Source organism: Gilliamella sp. Fer1-1, from assembly GCF_001690825.1.
GTDB lineage: Bacteria > Pseudomonadota > Gammaproteobacteria > Enterobacterales > Orbaceae > Gilliamella > Gilliamella apicola_C.
The window spans coordinates 1-23,669 of the sequence record NZ_LZGX01000114.1; the positions used below are offsets into that span (position 1 = coordinate 1).

A 23,669-nucleotide genomic window follows, 5' to 3' on the forward strand; every position below is an offset into this window, starting at 1 on the left:
TTTAGTTAATCATGAGAACTGCTTCACAATTTTTTTATAAATAATTCATTTGATGTCATAATTGAAACTAACAAATGGTGATGAAATATTGAGATTCAAGATTAAATTTATTGAATTAGGCGGTTAATTTTACGATATATACTATTTGAACAATTTTAAACGCATAGTGGTTGCTTAAATGCACATAAAAGGCGTAAATTATTTCATCATTGAATTTGATTAATTTAATTTGCTAATGCTTTCATAACAAAACACCATTTGATATCATTAGCGGAGCAGAGGGTTTAATCCTCTTTATTTACGAAAGTAATTATTCCACCGCCAATAATTTAAAATAATTCATTGGCTTTTATACTTAAAGGTTATATCGATTTAACATATTTTACAGGTTAAAAAATAAATATCGAATAAAGGGAAATAATGACCATTGATAAACAACATTATGTTTTATGCTCACACTGTGATTTGGTCATAGAATTATCTAATATAGCGGTAGGGCATAAAGCTGTTTGCCCTCGTTGTAATACCACGTTAGCTAAAAATAATAGCAATATGAAATTTAATGCAGCTATGTATGCAGCCTGTTCATTAATTATGATTATTGTAGGATGTGGCTTTCTTTTTATTGATATTCGTATTGTGGGTAATTTTATTGGTATTAGCCTATTAGATATTCCTAAAACCCTTTTTTTTGATAAATATCGTTATATTTCAGCACTTTTTATCTTATTTGTTTTACTCTTTCCTATATTAAATTTATTAATTATTATTTTGCTTTGTTCAAAATTACCCTTAACAAAATATCGTAAACGCGATCTACTTATTGTTTATGAAAAGTTTCAACACTGGTGTATGCCTGAAATATTTCTTACTGGAATTTTAGTGAGTTTTGTTAAACTCATGAGTTATGGCAGTATTGGCGTCACAAGTACATTTTGGGCATTTTGCCTGTTTGTCTTTTTTTATATAAAGTCTTTAGTAATTTTTTCTCCGGAAACTATTTGGAATGAAATTCACCGTAATAATTTTGCTCAAGGTATATTACAAGCTGGTAAAACGGGAATTTGTCAAAATTTGAAATTATGCAGTTGCTGTGAGGCGATATTACCTAAGCATTATATAAAATGTCCTCGATGCAAACAAAAAAGCAAAATCAGAGAACGCGATAAGATACAATGGACTATTGCTTTATTGGTTACTTCATTGATTCTTTACATTCCCGCTAATTTATTCGGCATAATGATAACTGTTGTATTTGGTTCGCCATCAAGTTCAACCATTATGGATGGTGTCATTTATATGTGGCAAGCAGGCGATGTGCCTGTTGCACTTGTTATTTTTATTGCCAGTGTCGCTATTCCCATCTTAAAAATTATTTCACTAAGCTGGCTTTGTTATTTTGCACTGGCTGTAAAACGAAAAAATAATCATAATTGCTTGAAAATGAAAAAATTATATACAGCAGTTGAATTTATTGGTAAATGGTCAATGATAGATATATTTGTGGTTTCTGTTATTTGTTCTTTAGTTAGAAATCAACAAATGATGGGTGTTTATCCTGATATTGGCGTTACATTTTTTGCAACTGTTGTGATTATTACAATGATTGCATCACAAAAATTTGATCCTCGTTTAATTTGGGATCTACCGCAAAATAAAAAAATAGATTAATAGGAACAATATGACAACATCAAGTAAATTAGCAAAAATAATTAAAATTAGAGCTATTTCAGCAATATGGATCATTCCCATTGTTACTGCAATTGTTGGTCTTTGGATAATCTATGCGCATTTTGCCGATAGAGGAACATCGTTTACATTGCTTGCAAAAGACGCCAATGGCATTGTTGCTGGGAAAACGGTTATTAAAAACCGTAGCGTTGATGTCGGTATCGTCGATGAAGTAACTCTATCTGACGACTACACGCAAGTAGTAATAAAAGGGCGTATTTATAATGATATGGATCCGCTACTAAAAAATGACTCTATTTTTTGGGTTGTGAAGCCAGAAATTGGTCGAGATGGCGTAACTGGACTTGGCACGATTTTATCGGGTGTTTATATAGAACTCGTTGCTGGAAATGATACCCACAGTTTTCAACATAAACCTTTTGTCCTGTCTGATGCCCCTCCGTTGTCCGATCCAAGCATTAAAGGAATTCGTCTAAATTTAGAAAGCGATCAAAATGGGGTAATTCCTAGAGGCGCATCTGTCATGTTTCATGGTTATCGTGTAGGTAATGTTGAAACGTCAGAATTTGATGTTGAATCACGTAAAATGAAGTACCAAATTTTTATTACCAAACCTTACGATGTATTAGTAACACAAAATGTGCGGTTCTGGAAAGAAGGCGGAATTAACTTAACTCTCTCATCTCGAGGCGCCAGCTTAGATGTCCCTTCTTTAGATGTCTTAATGTCTGGTGGAATCAGTTTTGATTTGCCTGAAGGTTCAAAATTAGGTGCGCCAGCTGAACAAAATTCAGTTTATACATTATACGAAGACAAAAAATCTATCCAAGATTCACAATATACTGAATACAAAGAATTTCTTATTATGCTTTCCGATTCCATTTCAGGCTTATCAGAAGGGGTACCCGTTGAATATCACGGAATTAGGCTAGGAACAGTTTCGAAAGTGCCATTTTATACCGCTGAAATGTTAAAACAATCATCGATTTTAAATAAAAGAGTTCCAATATTAATTAGAATTGAACCCGATCGTTTATCAGAACTTGTTGATGAAAAAATTGACATTGCGGCATTGATCATCAGAGAACAACAAAATGGCTTAAGAGCTTCATTAAAAACTTCCAACATGTTCACAGGCGCATTATATATAGATCTTGATTTTTACCCTGACTTAAAAAATAAATATGATCCAAAATTAGCGCAACAGTTTGGTTACGATACCATTGAAACAACGTCGACAGGAATTGCACAAATTCAAGCAAAAATTATTCAGCTATTAGATAATTTTAATAACTTACCACTGAACAACACCGTATCACAGTTTAATAAATCATTGGCTACCAGTGAAAAACTAATGAATTCATTAAATCGAATTATGGCGAGTAAAGAAATGCAGAATATGCCAAAAGATCTGCAAAAAACATTACGTTCACTAAATGAAACAATGAAAGGGCTACAACCAGGATCTGAACTAAATAATCAAATGAAAGAAAGCTTACAAAAAGTTCAACACATGATGGATGAACTTACCCCGTTACTTAATACGCTCAATAATAAAAGTAATGCACTGATTTTTTCTGCTCCGACGAAAAAGGATCAAGAACCTAAAGCAAAAGGTAAAAAATAATGAACAAAATAGATAAAAAGTTACTTATAGTCATATTTATGCCATTGTTTGCTATATTAGTGGGTTGCTCGGCTGGTAGCCCAAGTAAAAGTTATTTTCAGCTAACAAGTAATCCACTCAGCCCAGTGTCAAAAAATATGAAAATCACTAATCATTTTATTTGGATTGAATCGGTTGATGTGGCAAGCTTTTTAAATAACCCAGGCATTGTATTGCAAACAGACGATATCAAATATGAAACGGCAGCGAATCATCTATGGGCATCAACTTTATCTCAACAACTTGAAGAGCGATTAACGCAAGATTTAACCGCTTTGTTGCCTAATTATGTTGTATCCAGCCGATCAATTACAACGCCAATATTAACGATAAAATTATTTATTGATGGCTTCCATGGTAGCTATACGGGCGATGCGGTAATAAAAGGGCGATGGGTTGTTACTGACAGTAAAAATAATATTGAAACTAAACCATTTGAGCGCCATGTCCCTTTAGCAACCAATGGGTATGACGCTTTAGTTAAAGCACTATCAAAAGGATGGCATGATGAAGAGCTAGACTTTGCAAACTCAATAAAACAATAGTGTTTATTCAAATTCCGTCAGTAAGCTGGCGGAATCTCTACACTTAAATATGATTTTTTCTTAATCGCAACTTAAACTGGCTAAACACAACATCATCAATTTCTACCCATTTACGAACACTATTGATAAAAGCAATTTTATCAGCATTTAATAGATCAGCTTTTACAATTGTTTTTTCTAACAACCGATTGTGATTTAAGTAAAATTGCCGCATGGTACCAGCAAGTAACCCCGATTCTTTTTTAGGCGTAAACCATTGACCATTAAGTCGCAATGCCAAATTTCCATTGACAAATTCAGTTACTTCATTGTGTTGATTAAAATTAATACACTCTTTCCCAACTGCTAAATCTGGAAAGTGCTCACGATTTGATGTCTTATGATACAAATACACATTTTGCGTATGAACACACTGTGGCGCTAATCGGATTTCATTAATGCTCATCGGCGTGTTAATGATATCTTTACTAATCGTGTAATGCCCATCTTTTTGCTGTAAGATTCTCACTTTATAACATGCTTTTGGTGATGAGTTTGCTAACTTAATCAGTTGCAACTTAATTGCATGAATATCACAGTTAAAATCAAAATAATCAGCTGATTGAGCAAGCCTGCTTAAATGTTCATCTAATAATAACAATTGTCCTTTTTCAAGCAACAACGATTCAATAATATATTTTGGGATAGCAGTAGTACGATTTAAAATGGCTGTTTTCGCTAAGATCTCGTTATATTCGTCTTGTGATGTTGAATCCCACGTGATACCCCCACCAACGCCATAGCACATCTGTTGATTATGCACAGTTAAGGTACGAATTGGAATATTAAATATGGCTTTATTCATATACGGCTCAATATAACCAATTGTTCCGCAGTAAATGCCACGAGGTGTGTTTTCACTGTCTGCAATAATTTGCATAGTACTGGTTTTTGGTGCGCCAGTAATTGAACCACAAGGAAATAGCGCCTGAAAAATTTGATATAAATTGGCATCGTCTTTCAATTCACCTTGAATTGTTGACGTCAACTGCCAAACAGTGGGATATTTTTCAGCCTCAAACAATTGAGGCACTGTGACAGAGCCAGGCTTTGCAATTTTACTTAAATCATTACGCAATAAATCGACAATCATCATATTTTCGGCTTGATTTTTTTCTGAAAATAATAAATCTAATTGCTGTTTATCTTGCTGGTTATTTAAGCCACGCCCTGTTGTTCCTTTCATTGGTTTAGTGGTAATAACTTTATTGTCTAACTTGAAAAATAATTCTGGCGAAATTGATAAAATATAATAATCGTCAAACTCAAGATAAGCACAATAATCTGCCTGATTATTTTTTTGTAGAAAGTGGTAATAATCAATAGCGCTTTCATTAAAGGGTGCAGTAAATTGAATAGTGTAATTAGTCTGGTAAGTATTGCCTAATTCAATTTGTGATTTAATATAAGCTATTTTTTGCTGATATTCATCAAATGCGGTGTCACTGATTAAATCAAAATTTGGGGGCGTATAATCACTGATTTCTGGTTGCTTAAGGACAGTAACATCATCAAAAATTCCAAATAAAAGAAGGGGTAAATCTTGATTAAAATCATGACTATTTTTGGTTTGGTTTGCACTATTTAATCCCATTGCACTTTCATAGGCAAGGTAACCAACAGCAAAATAACCTTGTTGAGTAAACTTTTCAACCTCATCAAGTTGTTGCTTAATTGAAGAACAATCATGTGATACTAACACTTTGATAGGATTACAAAAATATTTACGCTCACCTTCAAAATCGATATAAATTTTCATTTTAAATATTACTTATGGACAAAATTATTAATCATTTGTAAACCGGATTCGGTTTTAATGGCTTCAGGATGAAATTGGACGGATTCAATGGGTAATGTTTTGTGGCGCAATCCCATAATCAACCCATCATGATTTCTCGCCGTTACAACTAACTGCGGATCTTCTGGTAAAAAACTATCACAAACAATCAATGAATGATAGCGAACAACCGAAAGCGGGGATTGAATTCCTTTGAATATCCCTAGGCCATCATGAGTTATTTCATCAATTTTACCATGCATAGGTATTGGCGCTTTAATAATGTGGTGACCATAATATTGAGCTATCGCTTGATGTCCTAAACAAATTCCCAGTATCGGGCAAATATGAGAAAACTCAGCAATAACTGCAAGTGATATTCCTGCATTAATTGGTGCGCCAGGACCCGGGGAAATAATAATTTTAGAAATGGTAAGCGCTTTTACTTGTTCAATTGTCATTTCATCATTTTTAATGACTTTAACTTTTGCGCCAACTTGGCACAGATAATTGTGAATATTAAATGTAAAAGAATCATAATTATCTATTAATAATATCAAAATATAACCCACTAATTATAAAGCATATTGGTTTAAAAACTGGAACGGGTAGCCGTTAAAATCCAGTCATAAAAGATCCTATTATATCGCTAACGTACTTAAAAGAAGAGACGATTACTAATTTTACCACCTTTATCTTTCGGTGTTTTATACATAAACATAATATTTCCTGAAATGTTTTAACAAAAAGCCATTTTTTTGTGATAAATTTCACAAAAAATGTACAAATCTACTTGTATGGTAGTATTTATGGTGATATTTTTATGTCATAGAATTATAAACGAGGTCTTAAATGAAAATTGTTAAAGCAGAAGTTTTTGTATGCAGCCCAGGAAGAAATTTTGTTACATTAAAAATAACAACCGATGAAGGCGTTTATGGTGTTGGTGATGCCACACTTAATGGACGTGAATTAGCCGTAGCATCTTATCTTAAAGATCACCTTTGCCCACAACTTATTGGGCGAGATCCACATCAAATCGAAGATATCTTTCAATATTTTTATAAAGGTGCTTATTGGCGCCGTGGGCCAGTAACGATGTCCGCTATTTCGGCAATAGATATGGCGCTTTGGGATATTAAAGGTAAATTAGCCAATATGCCACTTTACCAATTATTAGGTGGCGCATCTCGTACTGGTGTAATGGTTTATTGCCATACTACAGGCGCAAGTATTGATGAAGCATTAGATGATTATGCTAAGCATCAAGAAATGGGTTTCAAAGCGATTCGTGTTCAATGTGGTATACCGGGTATGAAAACGACTTATGGTCAAAGTAAAGGAAAAAACCTAGCTTACGAACCCGCAACACGTGGAAACTACCCAGAAGAACAGTGCTGGGCAACAGAAAAATATCTTGATTTTATGCCTAAACTGTTTGAAGCCGTACGGAGTAAATTTGGTTTTAATGAGCATTTACTACATGACATGCATCATCGCCTAACTCCTATTGAAGCAGCTCGTTTTGGAAAAAGTATAGAAGATTACCGCCTATTTTGGATGGAAGATCCAACCCCTGCCGAAAACCAAGAATGCTTCCGTTTAATTCGTCAACATACTGTCACCCCCATTGCGGTCGGTGAAGTATTTAACAGCATATGGGATTGTAAGCAACTTATACAAGAACAATTAATTGATTACATTCGAACCACAATTACTCATGCAGGCGGTATTACTCATATGCGCCGTATTGCTGATTTTGCCGCGCTTTATCAAGTAAGAACAGGATCTCACGGACCGTCTGATTTATCACCAATTTGTCATGCGGCAGCACTACATTTTGATCTGTGGGTACCTAACTTTGGAGTACAAGAATTTATGGGCTATTCAGAGCAAATGTTAGAGGTATTTTCACCAAATTGGACCTTTAATGATGGCTATATGCACCCAAGTGACAAACCAGGATTGGGCATTGATTTTGATGAAAAACTTGCCGAAAAATACCCTTACAACCCAGCTTATTTACCAATTGCACGCTTAGAAGATGGTACTTTGTGGAATTGGTAAATTAATAGGAGTTTATATGAAAAGCATTGTAGTCAAACAACCTAATGACTTGATAATAGAGGAACGAGAAGTTCCTCAACCAGCAAAAGGTGAAGTTAGAGTAAAAGTAAAATTGGCAGGAATTTGTGGTTCTGATAGCCACATATATAGGGGACATAACCCGTTTGCTAAATACCCAAGAGTCATAGGACATGAATTTTTTGGAATTATTGATGATGTCGGTGAAAATGTCGATATTGCAAGGATTGGGGAGAGGGTCTCTGTTGATCCCGTTATTAGCTGTGGGCATTGTTATCCATGCTCAGTAGGTCGCCCTAATGTGTGTGAATCTTTAACTGTATTGGGTGTGCATCGTGATGGAGGCTTTAGCCAATATGCTGTTGTGCCAAGTCAAAATGCTTACACTATACCTGATGAAATCAGTGATGAATCAGCTGTGATGATTGAGCCATTTACTATTGCAGCAAATGTAACCGCTCATTTAAAACCAACAGAAAATGACGTGGCTTTAATTTATGGTGCAGGGCCGATGGGGTTAACATCAGTTCAAGCCCTTAAAGGGGTGTATAACGTTAAAGAAGTCATTGTTGTAGATCGGATTGACGAGCGTTTAAATATGGCAAAAATTAGTGGTGCTGATAGAGTAATAAACAACACCTCTTTATCTTTAAAAGACGAACTTGATAGGCTTAGTATTAAACCAACAGTTATTATTGATGCTGCCTGTCATCCATCTATTTTACAAGAAGCAATTACTATTGCATCACCAGCAGCAAGAATCTTGATTATGGGATTTTCAAGTGAAGCCTGCCCGATAACTCAGCAAAGTATTACAAGTAAAGAGTTATCTATTTTTTCTTCTCGATTAAATGCTAAAAAATTTCCAGTTGTAATTGATTGGCTAAAAGAAAAATTAATTGATCCGCAAAAATTAATTACTCACAGATTTGATTATATAAAAGTTATTCAGGCTATTGAGACTTTTGAAAAAGATCAAAAACAGTGTTGCAAGGTATTACTAACCTTTAGTTAGTGATTTTTAAAACGGTTTTATAAATGACCTTTTTATATACAAAATTATAAAGCGAGTAAAATATGGGTAATATAGGAAATAATAAATGTGAAAGAAATGCTTCGGATTTAGTTAAAGCAGCTGTTTCAGGATGGCTTGGAACAGCATTAGAATTTATGGATTTTCAATTGTATTCTTTAGGTGCTGCACTCGTATTTCATGAAATATTTTTTCCCGAGCAATCGGCAATTATGGCTCTAATCTTAGCAATGGGAACCTATGGTGCAGGATATATTGCCCGTATCGTTGGTGCCTTTATTTTTGGGCGATTGGGAGATACCATTGGGAGAAAAAAAGTTTTATTTATAACCATCACTATGATGGGAATTTGCACAACATTAATTGGCGTATTACCGACTTATACTCAAGTCGGTATTTTGGCTCCTTTAATGTTGGTGATTTTGCGTATTGTTCAAGGTTTGGGTGCAGGTGCTGAAATCTCTGGTGCAGGCACTATGCTTGCAGAATATGCTCCTAAGGGAAAAAGAGGAATCATTTCTTCTTTAGTGGCAATGGGCACAAACTGCGGAACACTCAGCGCTACTGCGATTTGGGCTATTATGTTTTTCTTTTTAGATAAAGAACAATTAATTTTATGGGGATGGCGAGTTCCTTTTCTTGCTAGTGCACTTGTTATGATCTTTGCTATATGGCTTCGAATGAATTTAAAAGAAAGCCCTGTATTTGATAATGTTAATGATGCAAATACTCACTCAGTTAATGATAAACAACTAATTAAACCTATTTCATTAGTTGAAATGATAAAAAGTAGATCATTTTGGCTTGCAACAGGGTTACGTTTTGGACAGGCGGGAAATTCGGGGCTAATTCAAACTTTTTTAGCTGGTTATTTAGTGCAGGCTTTATTATTTGAAAAAAGTATACCGACAGATGCATTAATGATTAGTTCTATTGTGGGATTTGCTTCTATTCCTTTTTTAGGATGGTTATCTGACAAAATTGGCCGACGAATTCCTTATATTTTTTTGACAGTATCTGCAATTATTCTTGCTTATCCAATGTTATCTATTATTGTTGATAAAAATTATTCGGTCAGTACCATAATGTTATGTTTAATTGTTATTCACAATGTTGCAGTATTAGGATTATTTGCACTAGAAAATATCACCATGGCTGAAATGTTTGGCGCTCGTAATCGCTTTACTCAAATGGCTATATCTAAAGAAGCAGGAGGTCTTATCGCTGTTGGTTTTGGACCTATGTTGGCGGGTATTTTCTGTCAGGTTGTAAACGATTGGTGGCCAATTGTAGTTATGATTATTGTTTACTCTTGTATCGGCTTGGTATCTGCGATTTTTATGCCAGAAGTAAAAGATCGTAATTTATCTGATTTAAATGATGCCGCATAATAATTTAAGATATTGAAGGAAAAATAATGAGATTATCAAACCAAACTTTATCACAACTACCTGAAAAAGTAGTTATACCAAGTTATGATAGAAACAATCTTAAAACCAAAATGGTTCATCTTGGATTTGGCGCATTTCACCGTGCTCACCAAGCTGTGTTTACCGATATTGTAGCAACTAAACATGGTTGTAATTGGGGATATTGTGAAGTTAATTTAATTGGTGGTGAAAAACAAATAGCCGATTTAAAAGAACAAGATTATCTATTTAGTGTTTGTGAAATGTCATATGACAACTGGTCTACTCGTGTTGTTGGTGTTGTTAAAGAAGCATTACATGCAGATATAGATGGCATTGCCAAAGTATTAGAAGTAATGACACGCCCAGAAATAGCAATTGTTTCAATAACAGTCACTGAAAAGGGTTATTGTTATTTACCTTCAACAGCATCAATTGATCTAAATAACCCGCTTATTAAGCACGATATTGACAATCCGGCTACCCCAAAAACATTACCAGGAGTGATTGTTGAAGCATTGCGAATGCGTAAAGAAAAAGGTCTAAAACCGTTTACTGTTATGTCTTGTGATAATATGCCAGAAAACGGCCATGTGACACGAAACGTTGTTTTAGCGCTAGCCAAACAGCGTGATCCAAATTTAGCTAGTTGGATCGATGATAATGTTACCTTTCCATCAACTATGGTTGATCGCATTGTGCCAGCAGTGACACCAGAAACCATGGAAAAAATAAAAAAACAACTAGGAGGTATCGAAGATCCAGCTGGTGTGGCTGGCGAGCCTTTTAAGCAATGGGTGATTGAAGATAATTTTGTTGCAGGCCGCCCTGATTGGCAAAAAGCTGGCGCTGAGCTAGTAACTGATGTATTACCATATGAAGAAATGAAATTAAGAATGTTAAATGGTAGCCACTCGTTTCTTGCTTATTTAGGATATTTAGCGGGTTATTTACATATTGATGAATGTATGCAAGATCCTAGTTATGTTAAAGCTGCAAGGCATTTGATGATTAATGAACAAGCAACAACGCTACGTGTCAAAGGTGTGGATTTACAAGCTTATGCTGATTGTTTACTTGATCGTTATCGTAACACGGGTTTAAAACATCGGACTTGGCAAATCGCCATGGATGGTACATTAAAATTACCGCAACGGATGCTTGATTCCATTCGTTTCCATTTAAAAAATGGTACACAGTTTGATTGTTTAGCATTAGGTGTAGCTGCTTGGATGCGATATGTCAGTGGCGTAGACGATGCAGGTAAGGCAATTGAGGTAAGTGATCCAATGGCTGATAAGTTGAAAGAATTAGTGGCAAATAGCAATGATAATCAAGAGCGAGTAAAATCATTATTGTCATTATCACAAGTATTTGGTGATGATTTGCCTAACAATCCATGTTTTGTTGAAAAGGTCACTAAAGCTTATTTGTCTTTACGGGATATTGGCGCTAAACAGTCGGTTAAACAATTAGAAAGAATTTACTAAATCATTACTAACACAACTAACATAATTAATAAGAAAAAAAGTGTAATTGCTCGTAAGAGCAATTACACTTTTCATTTTTCGTTTAGCCCAGATAACTTTTTATTGGTGATTATTGGTAATTGTCTATCAAAAAAGCTTTTCTTCTATTTAAAAATCACCTACTATTCTTGTTTTTATTTTTCTTAACATAAGAATGGTATATGTTTACACCTATCGACTTAAATACTTCTGAACCCGTTAATCAGCAAATCTACCGCAAATTAAGAAAAGCTATTATTACCTGTCAGATATTACCTGGTGTTTTACTCTCAGAAAAAGAAATTTCTAGCCAGTTTAATGTTTCTAGACAGCCAGTTCGAGAAGCATTTATTAAGCTAGCAGAAGCAGGATTGGTCCAAATTTTACCTCAGCGAGGAACATTTGTAACTAAAATCTCTATTAAGAAAGTCATTGATGGACAATTTATTCGAGATGCGATTGAATGTGCAATTATTAGGCGAGCGGCGATAGAAATTAACGATTTGCATATTTTATTGTTGCAAAAAAATCTTGAGGAGCAAAAAGAGGCGAATAAACAAAAAAACTTTCATTATTTTCTTGAAAAAGACGATGAATTTCATCAAATTCTAATGAATGTGATAGATTGCCAGTTAGCATGGGAAAGTGTTGAAAATATTAAGGCAATGATGGATAGAGTTAGATTTCTTTCGTTGGAAGAAATTTCGTCACCCGATGATCTGGTTAAACAACATGAAAAAATTCTGATAGCTTTGAAAAAGCATGATCCAGAACTTGCCGCAATTGCTCTACATGAACATTTATCGGCTATTTTGGAGACTATAAAAATAGTATCAAAACAGAAGAATGAATGGTTTGTTGATTAATCTTGATTAAAAATCTGAATTATTATTTTGAATATTTTCTGTAACTATGCCATTTGTTTTTTTTTGTTGTAGTTTACTCTGGTGCAGGCAATTATTTATTTTTACGTAAATAACCTAAAATACGGAAACTATCTACTTTCCATAATCCCTTATTAAAAATTAATGGATAAGTTGCACGACTGCTTTTGTTGGGACCAGGGTTTTGTTGAATAATTTCAATTTCGTTATCGCTAACTTTGCTAATAATGGCAACATGACCATATCTTGACCAACCAAAAACAATAATATCTTCAACTTGTGGTTTAGTTGGCGAACCATTATGAAATTGTAATAAATTACGTTTAGGATTAAGCTGACCATCAGGAATTGATTCATCGAAGTAATTTTTAGCATGACCATAACTATCTGGCATTTTGTGATTAAAACGTTGATAATAATAACGTTTAATAAATTCAACGCATTGGTACTTTTGGCCTAAGTTATAGCCATCTTTAGTTAGATTACGACCACTAACATTACCAGTACTACCATTATAATAAACATCAACACCATTGAATTGATCAACAACTTTGCCTATTTTTTCTTTATCAACTTGCATATCAGGGTAAACATATGTGTAAAAAACGTAATAAGTAAGTATTGATAAAATGACAAAGAATAATGTTTTTTTGTATTTGAATAATATTATATTTCTCATTATAAGAATTTATTTTTCCTATTATGTTTTTATAACTATCTTTCTTTTTTATTAAAAAATAAAGTAATACCCATCGATTGTGACAGGCTTATTAACGTATTGTTATTAAGTCATGTATTTGAAAATGATGTTATTTTATATAATATTAATATATTACATTTTATGTAAATAACCTAAAACGCCAAAACCTTCTATTATCCATTTTCCATCAACGATCGAAGGGTCAAAGAACTCTTTTGCATGCCCATAGCTATTGGGCATTTTGTGATTGAAGCGTTGATAATAATAGCGTTTGATAAATTCAACACATTGATATTTCAGACCTAAGTTATAGCCGTCTTTAGCAATATTTCTTCCACTTACATTATTGATGCTACCATTATAATAGACTTTCACACTATTAAATTCATCAAAAACTTTGCTAATTTTCTGTTTATCAATTTCAACATTAGCAAAAGCACATGAATTAAGTGTATAGTAGCTTAATACTGATAATAGTTAAAGTAAAAAAACTTTTTTTATATTTTAATAACATATTTATTTCCATTGTTTTAATTATTTATTATTGTTTATTTTGTTAAAAAACTAAAATTTAGTCGATAAGTAAAAACTTAATAATTGTTAGATTATTAATTAATCTAACATTTAACTATAGTATTTATTTTTATATAAGCTATTTAACCATGATAAAAAATTATGTTCTGTATTTTCAATCTAAATTAGTATTTCATCATTAAGATAAATATATTTGAATTATAATAAAATGGGGTTGCAAAATGATTAAGAAAGTTAAAATAAATGTTAACGGTCGTGTGCAAGGTGTAGGATTTCGTTTTTTTACTTATCAGCAAGCCCAAAAACTGAATTTAGTTGGTTATGTTCAAAATTTAGATAATGGTGATGTTGAGATTATAGCTCAAGGTGATAATTTACAAATAAGCAAATTAATAAAATGGATTGAAAGTGGCGGTCCTGCATCAGCAAGCATTTCACTTGTCAATATAGTTGAGTTAAAGCCACAAAACGATTTAACTTCTTTCAATGTGCGATATTAATTTAATAAAAAATAAAGTAAAATAAATAAAATTTTGGGCATTTGAAATAATAATTTCTTATTAATGTGATTAACATATGTTATGAATAAAAAAAATCTGATCTGTTTTTTACTTCTCGTCATTGTTATTGGTGTTTATTACAATTATCAAAAAGGAGATGAGGCAATAAGTCAATCAGCTAAAAATACATCAGATAAGCCGATTTATCAAAGTGATGACATGTTAACAGATATTTACGATTTATCTGGCGAACTTGTATATAAAATCGAATCAAGCAATGTTAGATATTTTGATGATGCCGGTAAGACAGCATTTGATTTGCCTAATTTGACTCTTTATGATCAAAATCATGTCGCTACATGGCATATAAAAGCGAAGAAAGCAGAGCTGACTAATGATAAACTTCTTTACCTTTATACTGATGTGCAGTTAGATAATTTGACACAAGAAGCCCAATTAAAACAAGTAAAAACAGATAATGCAGTGGTTGATTTAACTTCACAGATAGTGACATCAAAAGATCCTGTCATTATTAATGGAGTGGGATTTTATTCAACAGGTGTTGGATTAGCTGGGGATTTACATGCAAAAACAGCTAATATACTTGAAAATGTAAAAACATATTATAATACTGAGGCAAAATAAAATATGAGTTCGCTAAAACAAGTTGTTTTTTCATTAATTTTATTGCTACCTATCTCTTTAAGTAGTTTTGCAAATGAATCCATTACGCAATCAGAAAATTCAAAAATTTTTGCCGATAACAAACCTGTTGCGATTGATGCAGATAATCAGCAGATTGACATTGAAAATAATACGATTACATTTATTGGTAACGTTGTTATTGTTCAAGATGGGTTAACGATAAAAGCTGATAAAGTTGTAATCACTGATATGCAAAACGCAGAAAAACAAAAAATCACGGCTTATGGTAATCCTGTAAGTTATAAGCAAATTTTACCGAAAAAAAATAAGATCGTAACAGGACAGTCAGCGCAAGTAATTTATAATGTAAAACAAAATAATATTGTGCTACAAGGTCATGCCGAATTATTTCAACAAGATAATCATATTGTTAGTGATCTGATTACTTATGATATTAAAAAACAGCAAATATTTGCTCAACCAGGTAAAAATAGACGGGTAAAAAGCACTATCATCCCAAGCCAAGTTAAAGAGATGAACAAATAAAATGTCAATTTTAAAAGCGGAAAATTTAGCTAAAGTATACAAAAAACGACGTGTAGTTGAAGATGTGAGCTTAACTGTTAATTCTGGCGAAATTGTTGGGCTATTAGGACCAAATGGTGCCGGTAAAACGACGACGTTCTATATGGTGGTTGGTATTGTGACCTTAAATGCAGGAAAAATCTATCTTGATGATCATGATATTAGCATTTTACCGTTACACGAACGAGCACAAAAAGGGATTGGCTATTTACCGCAAGAAGCCTCAATTTTTAGAAAATTGTCTGTAATTGATAACATTATGGCAATTTTAGAAACACGGAAAGATATTGATAAAAAAGAAAAAATAGACCGTGCTGAAGAATTACTTGAAGAGTTTCATATTACCCATATCCGTGACAGCATAGGGCAATCGCTATCTGGAGGTGAAAGGCGCCGAGTTGAAATAGCAAGGGCATTAGCCGCTAATCCTAAATTTATTTTGCTTGATGAACCTTTTGCTGGAGTGGATCCGATTTCGGTAATAGATATTAAAAATATCATCAAGCATTTACGTGATCGTGGGCTGGGCGTTTTAATAACTGACCATAATGTTCGTGAAACATTAGATGTTTGTGAGCGAGCTTATATTGTTAGTAAAGGTCATTTAATTGCAGAAGGTACACCGAGTAGCATTTTAAGTAACGAAGATGTAAAACGTGTTTACTTAGGAAATGAGTTCAGATTATGAGCAAACCCAGTTTACAACTGAATGTCTCTCAACAATTATCTATGACGCCACAATTACAATTGGCGATCCGATTATTGCAGTTGTCAACTTTAGAATTACAGCAAGAAATTCAAACTGAACTTGAAAATAACCCATTACTGGAAATTGCCGATCAATATGATGAAATTAGCGTTAAACAAAATGATGAAATTGAACATATTGATACGCGTGAAGCCTTAGATAGCCAAGAAATTCCTGACAATATTCCACTTGATGCATCTTTAGATGATATTTATACCGCAGGGACCCCATCTGGTACTAATTCCGATTATCGCAATGATGAATTGCCTATTTATCAGGGCGAAACCCACGAAACGCTACATGATTATTTAGAGTGGCAACTTGAGCTAACTCCTTTTAGTGAAATTGATCGGGCGATTGCCGTTTCCCTTATTGAAGCTATTGATGAACGAGGCTATTTAACTGTTTCAACTGAAGAAATACTTGAAGAACAAGGTAATGATGAAATTGAATTAGCTGAAGTTGAAGCCGTATTAAAAAGAATATGGAATTTTGATCCCATTGGTGTTGGTGCAAGAACATTGCAGGAGTGTTTGTCTATTCAAACTCAACATTTAGTGTCGCCACCACTTGTTAAATTAATTATTGATAATTATTTAGATTTATTAGCAAATCGTGATTATAGAACGTTAAAAAAAGTATTAAATGCTAACGATGAGCAGTTAAAAGAGGCCGTCGATTTTATACAACACTTACAGCCCTATCCCGGTGATTTTATTAATATGTCTGCGCCAGATTATGTGATACCTGATGTTTTAGTAAAAAAAGTGAATGGAAGCTGGGTTGTTGATTTGAATAATGACATAATGCCGACCCTACGCATAAATCAGCAATATGCGGCGATGGAAAAGACAGTAAGCGAAAGCGATAGCCAATATATCCGATCACATTTGCAAAATGCGAATTGGTTTATTAAAAGTATTGAAAATCGCAATGAAACTTTACTTAAAGTAAGTCAATTTATTGTAGAACATCAGCGGGAGTTTTTCGAACTGGGCACAGAATATATGAGGCCAATGATTTTATCTGATGTTGCAAGCGCAATTGAAATGCATGAGTCAACGGTTTCTCGAGTGACAACTCAAAAATATTTACAATGCCCGACGGGCATATTTGAATTAAAATTCTTTTTTTCTAGCCATGTAAACACACAATCAGGTGGTGAAGCCTCGTCGACGGCTATTCGTGCTTTAATTAAAAAATATATATCAGCAGAAGATAGTAAAAAGCCACTGAGTGATAGCAAATTAGTTTCGTTACTTGAAGAACAAGGTATTATTATTGCTCGCCGAACCGTAGCAAAATACCGTGAAGCTTTATCAATTCCACCATCAAGTCAACGTAAACAGCTTTAAATTTAAAACTGTTTACGGCAACGGATTATTTTAAATGACTTTTTTAGTTTCAATAATCATCATATCCGTAGTAAAAGAACCATCAGCTTGAAGTTCAAAATAACTTTTTGTATCGTCAGCTGCGGTTTCTTGGTAAATTCGTATTGCCTCAATTAACTGTTCAGGAGTACGCATTCGTTTAACCCATGTATCAAAAGAGAGTGTTAAACGGTGGCGAGCTATATTATTAATGATGAAACCCGCTTCAGTTAAAAAGGTTAACCATTCACCGGGGGTATAGTCACGAACGTGTGATGTGTCACGCAAGGCTTCAACAGTTTGTAGCCAAACATCTAATACAGGATGACCAGGTGAAACAACATCCATAATAATTAATTTACCACCAGGTTTAGTTATTCGATGGAGCTGTCGAATGCTTTTACCTACATCATGCCAGTGATGTGCTGAATAACGGCTGACAACAATATCAAATTGATTATCAGCAAAAGGGGGATATTCAGCATAACCTTGCTTAACGGTTATATTTTGTAAACCGCGCTCTTTTGCTGTTTGCGCGACAACCGATAACATTTCATTTGAAAGATCATAGGCAGTAACATGTTTAACATATTTTGCTGCAATAAAACTGACATGACCTGCGCCACATCCCATATCAAGTAGATTTGCCTCGGAATGTGGGATAAGTAGGTTAGATAAATATTCAAGATCAGGTCCTTGCGCATGTACTTTACTGGTTAAATAAGCATTGGCTTGTTCGCCAAACTGCTGTTTTACATTATCATGATGTGTTGCCATTGGTGATTCTCATTATTGGATTGGGCGCAAATAAACGCCCAAAAGTTGAAATTAAGCTAAAAATGACGGGATTTTCTGTTCAAAGTCGCTAATCGCTTCTTCATGTTGTAAGGTTAAACCAATATTATCTAAACCATTTAGTAAACAGTGACGTTTAAAGGCATCAATTTTAAATGGATATTGCTTGTCTCCAGCCGTGACGATCTCATTAACTAAGTCAATGGTAAATTCAATACCTTCATTCGCTTCAACAATTTTAAATAGTTCATCGACATCGGCTTCGGATAAATTAACCAATAATAACTGATTGTTAAATGAGTTATTATAAAAGATATCGGCAAAGCTTGAGCCTATAATGGCTTTAAATCCATAATCGGCAAGCGCCCATGGCGCATGTTCACGAGAAGAGCCACAACCGAAATTTTCTCGCGCCAATAAAATGCTGGCGCCTTTATAGCGGGGTTTATTCAAGACAAATTCAGGGTTAGGCTGCTCGCCAGCATCATCTAAAAAGCGCCATTCATGAAAGGCATGTTTACCAAATCCAGTGCGTGTTACTTTCTGTAAAAACTGTTTTGGAATGATTGCATCTGTATCAACATTAGCCGCATCCAAAGGAACGACTAGCCCAGTATGTTTTGTAAATTTTGCCATGACAGCTCTCTCCTTAAAATGGTTTGCGAATATCTGTAAAATGACCAGTAATCGCTGCGGCAGCTGCCATTGCTGGGCTAACCAAATGTGTTCTAGCATCACGCCCTTGGCGACCTTCAAAATTACGGTTGCTGGTTGATGCACAGCGATCTTCTGGTGCTAATTTATCATCGTTCATTGCAAGACACATAGAGCAACCCGGTAAGCGCCATTCAAATCCTGCATCAATAAAGATTTTATCTAACCCTTCGGCTTCAGCTTGTTCTTTTACTGGTCCTGAACCGGGTACAACTAATGCTTGTACACCTTCAGCGACTTTACGGCCTTTAGCAATTTGTGCAGCAGCTCGTAAATCTTCTATACGTGAGTTTGTACAAGAACCAATAAACACTTTATTGATTTTAATATCTGTCATTTTGGTGCCAGCAGTTAATCCCATATAAGTTAATGCACGCTCGGCAGAATGTTTTTCAATAGGATCAGCAAAATGATCAGGGTTCGGCACGGTTGCGTCAATTGAAGTTACTTGACCCGGATTAGTTCCCCAAGTAACTTGTGGTGCGATATCTTTGCCTTCTAACGTCACAACGGTATCAAAATGTGCACCTTCGTCGGTTTTTAGTGTTTTCCAATAAGCCACCGCTTTGTTGAAGTCTTCACCTTTTGGTGAAAATTGACGATCTTTTAAGTACTCAAACGTGACTTCATCTGGTGCAATTATGCCAGCTTTAGCACCCATTTCGATTGCCATATTGCATAATGTCATGCGGCCTTCCATTGATAATGCTTTAATTGCATCTCCACAAAATTCAACCACATGCCCTGTACCACCCGCGCTAGTGGTTTTGCCAATAATCGCTAAGATAATATCTTTGGCGGTGATTCCGTCAGCAACTTGACCTTTGACTTCGATTTTCATGGTTTTAGCTCTGCCTTGTTTTAAGGTTTGAGTGGCTAACACATGTTCAACTTCGGAAGTACCAATGCCAAAAGCTAATGCACCAAAGGCACCATGGGTTGCGGTATGTGAATCGCCACAAACGATTGTCATACCCGGTAATGTCATTCCTTGTTCTGGTCCAACTACATGGACAATACCACGTAATGGGCTTTGTAAATCATATAACGAAACACCAAACTCTTTGGCGTTTTTTGCCAGTTCAGTTAATTGAATGCGCGCCATTTCGCTACAAGCATTTAAATCATTACTTTTGGTTGAAGTATTATGATCCATCGTCGCAAAAGTTTTATGAGGCTGACGAACTTTACGATTCATGGCACGCAAACCATCAAAGGCTTGTGGCGAGGTGACTTCATGAACTAAATGACGATCAATATATAATATGGGCGTTTCGTTTGGTGCTTCATAAACGACGTGTGCATCATATAATTTTTGATACAGTGTTTTTGACATTGCATATTCCTTATTATTTTTACAACTTAACTGCGTTGGGTTTTAGACATAATTTTATGAATACTAAGCTTAATTAGTCGCATTTAAGAGGGATACAAGTAGTTGTTTATTCTGCCTACTTGGCTTATCCCTAAGTGATACAATAAATAACATCAATCTGATTAAATGAGCTTACAAATTATGTCTCCCATTTCGTCAGTTGAAATCGGTTGTTCTTTTTGGGCTAAATCAATAGTACGGTAGCCTTGCTCTAATGCTTTATTTACTGCGGTTTCGATAGCTGATGCAATATCATCACGTTTGAAACTGTAACGAACTAATAATGCCAATGACAAGATTTGTGCAGCTGGATTGGCTATGTTTTTACCCGCAATATCTGGCGCACTACCACCTGCTGGCTCATATAGTCCAAAACCTTGCTCGTTTAAGCTAGCCGACGGTAACATACCCATTGAGCCAGTTATCATAGCGCATTCATCAGACAAGATATCACCAAATAAATTTGAACATAAAATTACGTCAAATTGTGAAGGATCTTTAACTAATTGCATCGTAGCATTATCGATATACATATGCTCAAGTGTAACATCGGGATAGTTTTTAGCGACTTCGCTAACCACTTCACGCCATAAAATTGAGGTTTGTAGTACATTGGCTTTATCAATTGACGTCACTTTTTTTCGGCGTAAGCGAGCTGCTTCAAAACCCATTTTAGCGATTCGCTCAATTTCAAATCGGTGATACACTTCAGTATCAAAAGCCTTTTCTTGAGCACCGCTACCTTCGCGACCTTTTGGCAAACCAAAATAGATACCACCAGTTAATTCGCGCATACATAGAATATCAAAACCACGTTCAGCAATATCGGTGCGTAATGGGCAAAGATCTTCTAAACCTTGATATAAACGAGCAGGGCGCATATTAGCAAATAATTTGAAATGTTTGCGTAGTGGTAATAATGCACCGCGTTCAGGTTGTTGGTCTGGTGGTAAGTTAGTCCATTTAGGCCCGCCAACAGATCCAAATAAAATCGCATCAGCTTTTTCGCATCCTTCTAGTGTTTCTTTCGGTAATGGGCAGCCATGAATATCAATTGCTGCACCACCAACATCATATTCACTGGTCGTAATGGCAAGTTGATATTTTTTGCGGATAACTTCAAGCACTTTATAAGCTTGTTTCATTACTTCTGGACCAATACCATCACCAGGAAGCACTGCAATATGGTAGTTTTGTGACATATTTTATTCCTTTATAATCTCATTTAATCTGATTATTTTGTTCAACAATTAACAAAATAATATAATATTAATCATGGTGTAATTTTTGTTTTTCTTGTGCAACTTGATTTGCTCTATACACATTATTTAATACATTAATTAATGCGAGCGCTGATGAGTGAACAATATCGGTTGCAAGTCCAACACCATGGAATTTACGCCCTTTATAATCGGCAACAATATCAACTTGTCCTAAGGCATTTTCGCCTTGTCCTTTAGACGCTAATTGATATTTGACTATTGAAATAGGTTCACCAGTAATGCGATTTATGGCTTGGTAAACAGCATCAACAGGTCCATTACCCGTTGCGGCATCGGAAAATTTGTTATCTCCAATGATCAAACTAACCGATGCTGTAGATACAACGGTTGAGCCAGATTGAACATTGAAGTAATCCAAAACATAATGCTCTTTTTCATCTTTTAGTTGATTGATAAATATTAATGCTTCTAGATCATAATCAAAAACTTGACCTTTTTTATCGGCAAGTTCTAAAAATGCTTCATAGAGTTGATCTAAATTATAATCTTTATCGTGATAACCTAATTCTTCAAGGCGATGTTTAACAGCAGCTCGCCCTGATCGAGATGTTAAATTTAATTGAATTTGATTTAACCCGATTGATTCAGGTGTCATGATTTCGTATGTTTCTCGATTTTTTAGCACACCATCTTGGTGGATCCCTGAGGAGTGGGCAAAAGCATTACTACCAATAACAGCTTTGTTAGCTGGAATTGGTGTATTGGTTATTTGGCTTACTATTTGACTGGTACGATAAATCTCTTGATGATTAATATTGGTATGAACATTTAATATATTTTGACGGATTTTAATGGCCATGATGACTTCTTCAAGTGCGGTGTTACCCGCACGTTCGCCTAAGCCATTCATCGCCCCTTCAATCTGCCTAGCACCTTCTTGAATCGCGCTAATCGAGTTAGCCACCGACATGCCCAAGTCATCATGGCAATGAACAGAGATAATCGCCTGATCAATGTTTGGGACACGTTCAAATAAGGTATGAATAATGCCACCAAATTGATAAGGGACAGTATAACCGACAGTATCTGGAATATTGATCGTTTTTGCCCCCGCTTTAATTGCTGCTTCAACGATCCTACATAAGTTATCAATTGGGGTACGGCCTGCATCTTCACAAGAAAACTCCACATCATTAGTATAATTACGTGCACGCTTAATACAGTGCACTGCTCGTTCAATGACATCATCAAATGTCATTTTTAATTTATCTTTGACGTGTAAAGTTGATGTTGCCATAAAGGTATGAATACGAAACTCATCAGCAACCTTTAAGGCTTCTGCTGCAACATCAATATCTTTATCGACACATCGAGATAAAGCACAAACTCGGCTATCTTTTATTGTTTTAGCAATCGTCTGTACTGATTCAAAATCACCTGGTGATGAAATGGGAAAACCAACTTCCATTACATCAACTCGCATTCTTTCTAACGCTAGCGCAATTTGTAGTTTTTCTTTAACACTCAAACTTGCTTGTAATGCTTGTTCACCATCACGTAGTGTGGTATCAAAAATAATGACATGATCGCTCATTGTTTTTCCTTATTATATATTTTAGCGCTATCTCGGTATTTCAAGTTAAAAAACAAAAAACCCGCACTTTAGCGCGGGTTCTTGTTAATCTGTCGAGTTGTTTAATAAACTATCTTTTTTACTCCACACACAAGCCATCCGCGCAAAATGATGCGAGAAGAAGGCTGAGGAGGAGAGAGTATAATTTAATCAACACACGAATTCCTAAATTTAACTAATTAAAAAGTGAATTGATTATATTTTTA

22 protein-coding genes are annotated in these 23,669 nt (G+C 34.8%); 13 read left to right on the plus strand and 9 right to left on the minus strand.

The annotated features are described in order from the left end of the window. The first annotated feature begins 420 nt into the window (after nucleotides 1-420). From A9G28_RS12630 to A9G28_RS12640, 3 genes are read left to right on the plus strand one after another with little or no spacing between them, the layout of a single operon-like run. Complete coding sequence (locus A9G28_RS12630; RefSeq protein ID WP_081301592.1) at nucleotides 421-1,671, plus strand: PqiA/YebS family transporter subunit; 1,251 nt, start codon at nucleotides 421-423, stop codon at nucleotides 1,669-1,671. Nucleotides 1,672-1,681: 10 nt separating this feature from the next. Beyond that, entirely contained in the window at nucleotides 1,682-3,319 is a 1,638-nt protein-coding gene (gene pqiB / locus A9G28_RS12635) for an intermembrane transport protein PqiB (RefSeq protein WP_065567767.1), read from the plus strand. Then, the gene (locus A9G28_RS12640; RefSeq protein WP_065567766.1) at nucleotides 3,319-3,903 is read left to right on the plus strand and encodes a PqiC family protein; all 585 of its coding nucleotides are present in this window, start codon (nucleotides 3,319-3,321) and stop codon (nucleotides 3,901-3,903) included. Before pqiB ends, A9G28_RS12640 begins: the two co-directional genes overlap by 1 nt. Nucleotides 3,904-3,946: 43 nt before the next feature. On the opposite strand, the gene pabB is transcribed toward A9G28_RS12640, so the two are convergent. Both pabB and A9G28_RS12650 read right to left on the minus strand, forming a co-directional pair. Beyond that, on the minus strand, nucleotides 3,947-5,701 hold the full coding sequence (pabB, locus tag A9G28_RS12645; RefSeq protein ID WP_065580900.1) for an aminodeoxychorismate synthase component I: 1,755 nt from the start codon (nucleotides 5,699-5,701) through the stop codon (nucleotides 3,947-3,949). Nucleotides 5,702-5,709: 8 nt separating this feature from the next. Beyond that, nucleotides 5,710-6,279 carry an anthranilate synthase component II gene (locus A9G28_RS12650; RefSeq protein WP_065567786.1) on the minus strand — a complete coding sequence of 190 codons (570 nt, stop codon included), beginning with the start codon at nucleotides 6,277-6,279 and terminating at the stop codon, nucleotides 5,710-5,712. Between the two features lie 292 nt (nucleotides 6,280-6,571). Here A9G28_RS12650 and manD point away from each other — a divergent pair, with 292 nt between their 5' ends. The 5 genes from manD (at nucleotide 6,572) to A9G28_RS12675 (ending at nucleotide 12,620) form a co-directional block, all read left to right on the plus strand. Beyond that, nucleotides 6,572-7,786 (plus strand): D-mannonate dehydratase ManD, encoded by a 1,215-nt coding sequence (manD, locus tag A9G28_RS12655; protein ID WP_065567764.1) that lies wholly within the window; start codon nucleotides 6,572-6,574, stop codon nucleotides 7,784-7,786. Nucleotides 7,787-7,802: 16 nt separating this feature from the next. Beyond that, complete coding sequence (locus tag A9G28_RS12660; protein WP_065580901.1) at nucleotides 7,803-8,819, plus strand: Zn-dependent oxidoreductase; 1,017 nt, start codon at nucleotides 7,803-7,805, stop codon at nucleotides 8,817-8,819. 62 nt (nucleotides 8,820-8,881) lie between these two features. Continuing rightward, entirely contained in the window at nucleotides 8,882-10,228 is a 1,347-nt protein-coding gene (locus tag A9G28_RS12665) for an MFS transporter (RefSeq protein WP_065580902.1), read from the plus strand. A 26-nt stretch (nucleotides 10,229-10,254) separates the two neighbouring features. After that, nucleotides 10,255-11,736: a mannitol dehydrogenase family protein gene (locus A9G28_RS12670; RefSeq protein ID WP_065580903.1), complete on the plus strand. Its 1,482-nt coding sequence runs from the start codon at nucleotides 10,255-10,257 to the stop codon at nucleotides 11,734-11,736. Between the two features lie 200 nt (nucleotides 11,737-11,936). Then, on the plus strand, nucleotides 11,937-12,620 hold the full coding sequence (locus A9G28_RS12675) for a GntR family transcriptional regulator (RefSeq protein WP_065580904.1): 684 nt from the start codon (nucleotides 11,937-11,939) through the stop codon (nucleotides 12,618-12,620). A 91-nt stretch (nucleotides 12,621-12,711) separates the two neighbouring features. Here A9G28_RS12675 and A9G28_RS12680 read toward each other — a convergent pair whose 3' ends face one another. Both A9G28_RS12680 and A9G28_RS12685 read right to left on the minus strand, forming a co-directional pair. Further along, complete coding sequence (locus A9G28_RS12680; RefSeq protein WP_218057016.1) at nucleotides 12,712-13,218, minus strand: CHAP domain-containing protein; 507 nt, start codon at nucleotides 13,216-13,218, stop codon at nucleotides 12,712-12,714. A 252-nt stretch (nucleotides 13,219-13,470) separates the two neighbouring features. Continuing rightward, a complete protein-coding gene (locus tag A9G28_RS12685) occupies nucleotides 13,471-13,713 on the minus strand; it encodes a hypothetical protein (protein WP_065567758.1) in 243 nt (80 codons plus the stop codon). A 380-nt stretch (nucleotides 13,714-14,093) separates the two neighbouring features. On the opposite strand from A9G28_RS12685, the gene yccX reads away from it, so the two are divergent. The 5 genes from yccX to A9G28_RS12710 all read left to right on the plus strand — a co-directional run bounded on the left by yccX (nucleotide 14,094) and on the right by A9G28_RS12710 (nucleotide 17,705). Further along, entirely contained in the window at nucleotides 14,094-14,372 is a 279-nt protein-coding gene (gene yccX / locus A9G28_RS12690) for an acylphosphatase (protein ID WP_141674757.1), read from the plus strand. An 81-nt stretch (nucleotides 14,373-14,453) separates the two neighbouring features. Further along, on the plus strand, nucleotides 14,454-15,017 hold the full coding sequence (gene lptC, locus A9G28_RS12695; protein WP_065567757.1) for an LPS export ABC transporter periplasmic protein LptC: 564 nt from the start codon (nucleotides 14,454-14,456) through the stop codon (nucleotides 15,015-15,017). 3 nt (nucleotides 15,018-15,020) lie between these two features. Further along, a complete protein-coding gene (gene lptA, locus A9G28_RS12700) occupies nucleotides 15,021-15,563 on the plus strand; it encodes a lipopolysaccharide transport periplasmic protein LptA (RefSeq protein ID WP_081297864.1) in 543 nt (180 codons plus the stop codon). A gap of 1 nt (nucleotide 15,564) precedes the next feature. Beyond that, the gene (gene lptB, locus A9G28_RS12705; protein ID WP_065567756.1) at nucleotides 15,565-16,290 is read left to right on the plus strand and encodes an LPS export ABC transporter ATP-binding protein; all 726 of its coding nucleotides are present in this window, start codon (nucleotides 15,565-15,567) and stop codon (nucleotides 16,288-16,290) included. Next, nucleotides 16,287-17,705, plus strand: a complete 1,419-nt coding sequence (locus A9G28_RS12710) for an RNA polymerase factor sigma-54 (protein WP_065567755.1) — start codon at nucleotides 16,287-16,289, stop codon at nucleotides 17,703-17,705. The genes lptB and A9G28_RS12710 overlap by 4 nt, the downstream gene beginning before the upstream one ends. Before the next feature lie 30 nt (nucleotides 17,706-17,735). Here the strand turns inward: A9G28_RS12710 and A9G28_RS12715 are convergent, their stop codons facing one another. The 5 genes from A9G28_RS12715 to leuA form a co-directional block, all read right to left on the minus strand. Next, nucleotides 17,736-18,500: a class I SAM-dependent methyltransferase gene (locus A9G28_RS12715; protein WP_065580905.1), complete on the minus strand. Its 765-nt coding sequence runs from the start codon at nucleotides 18,498-18,500 to the stop codon at nucleotides 17,736-17,738. Nucleotides 18,501-18,551: 51 nt separating this feature from the next. After that, on the minus strand, nucleotides 18,552-19,154 hold the full coding sequence (gene leuD / locus A9G28_RS12720) for a 3-isopropylmalate dehydratase small subunit (RefSeq protein ID WP_065567753.1): 603 nt from the start codon (nucleotides 19,152-19,154) through the stop codon (nucleotides 18,552-18,554). A 13-nt stretch (nucleotides 19,155-19,167) separates the two neighbouring features. Beyond that, nucleotides 19,168-20,568 carry a 3-isopropylmalate dehydratase large subunit gene (gene leuC, locus A9G28_RS12725; protein WP_065567752.1) on the minus strand — a complete coding sequence of 467 codons (1,401 nt, stop codon included), beginning with the start codon at nucleotides 20,566-20,568 and terminating at the stop codon, nucleotides 19,168-19,170. A 161-nt stretch (nucleotides 20,569-20,729) separates the two neighbouring features. Then, entirely contained in the window at nucleotides 20,730-21,809 is a 1,080-nt protein-coding gene (gene leuB, locus A9G28_RS12730) for a 3-isopropylmalate dehydrogenase (RefSeq protein WP_065567751.1), read from the minus strand. 67 nt (nucleotides 21,810-21,876) lie between these two features. Further along, a complete protein-coding gene (gene leuA, locus A9G28_RS12735) occupies nucleotides 21,877-23,424 on the minus strand; it encodes a 2-isopropylmalate synthase (protein ID WP_065567750.1) in 1,548 nt (515 codons plus the stop codon). Nucleotides 23,425-23,669: the final 245 nt, after the last annotated feature.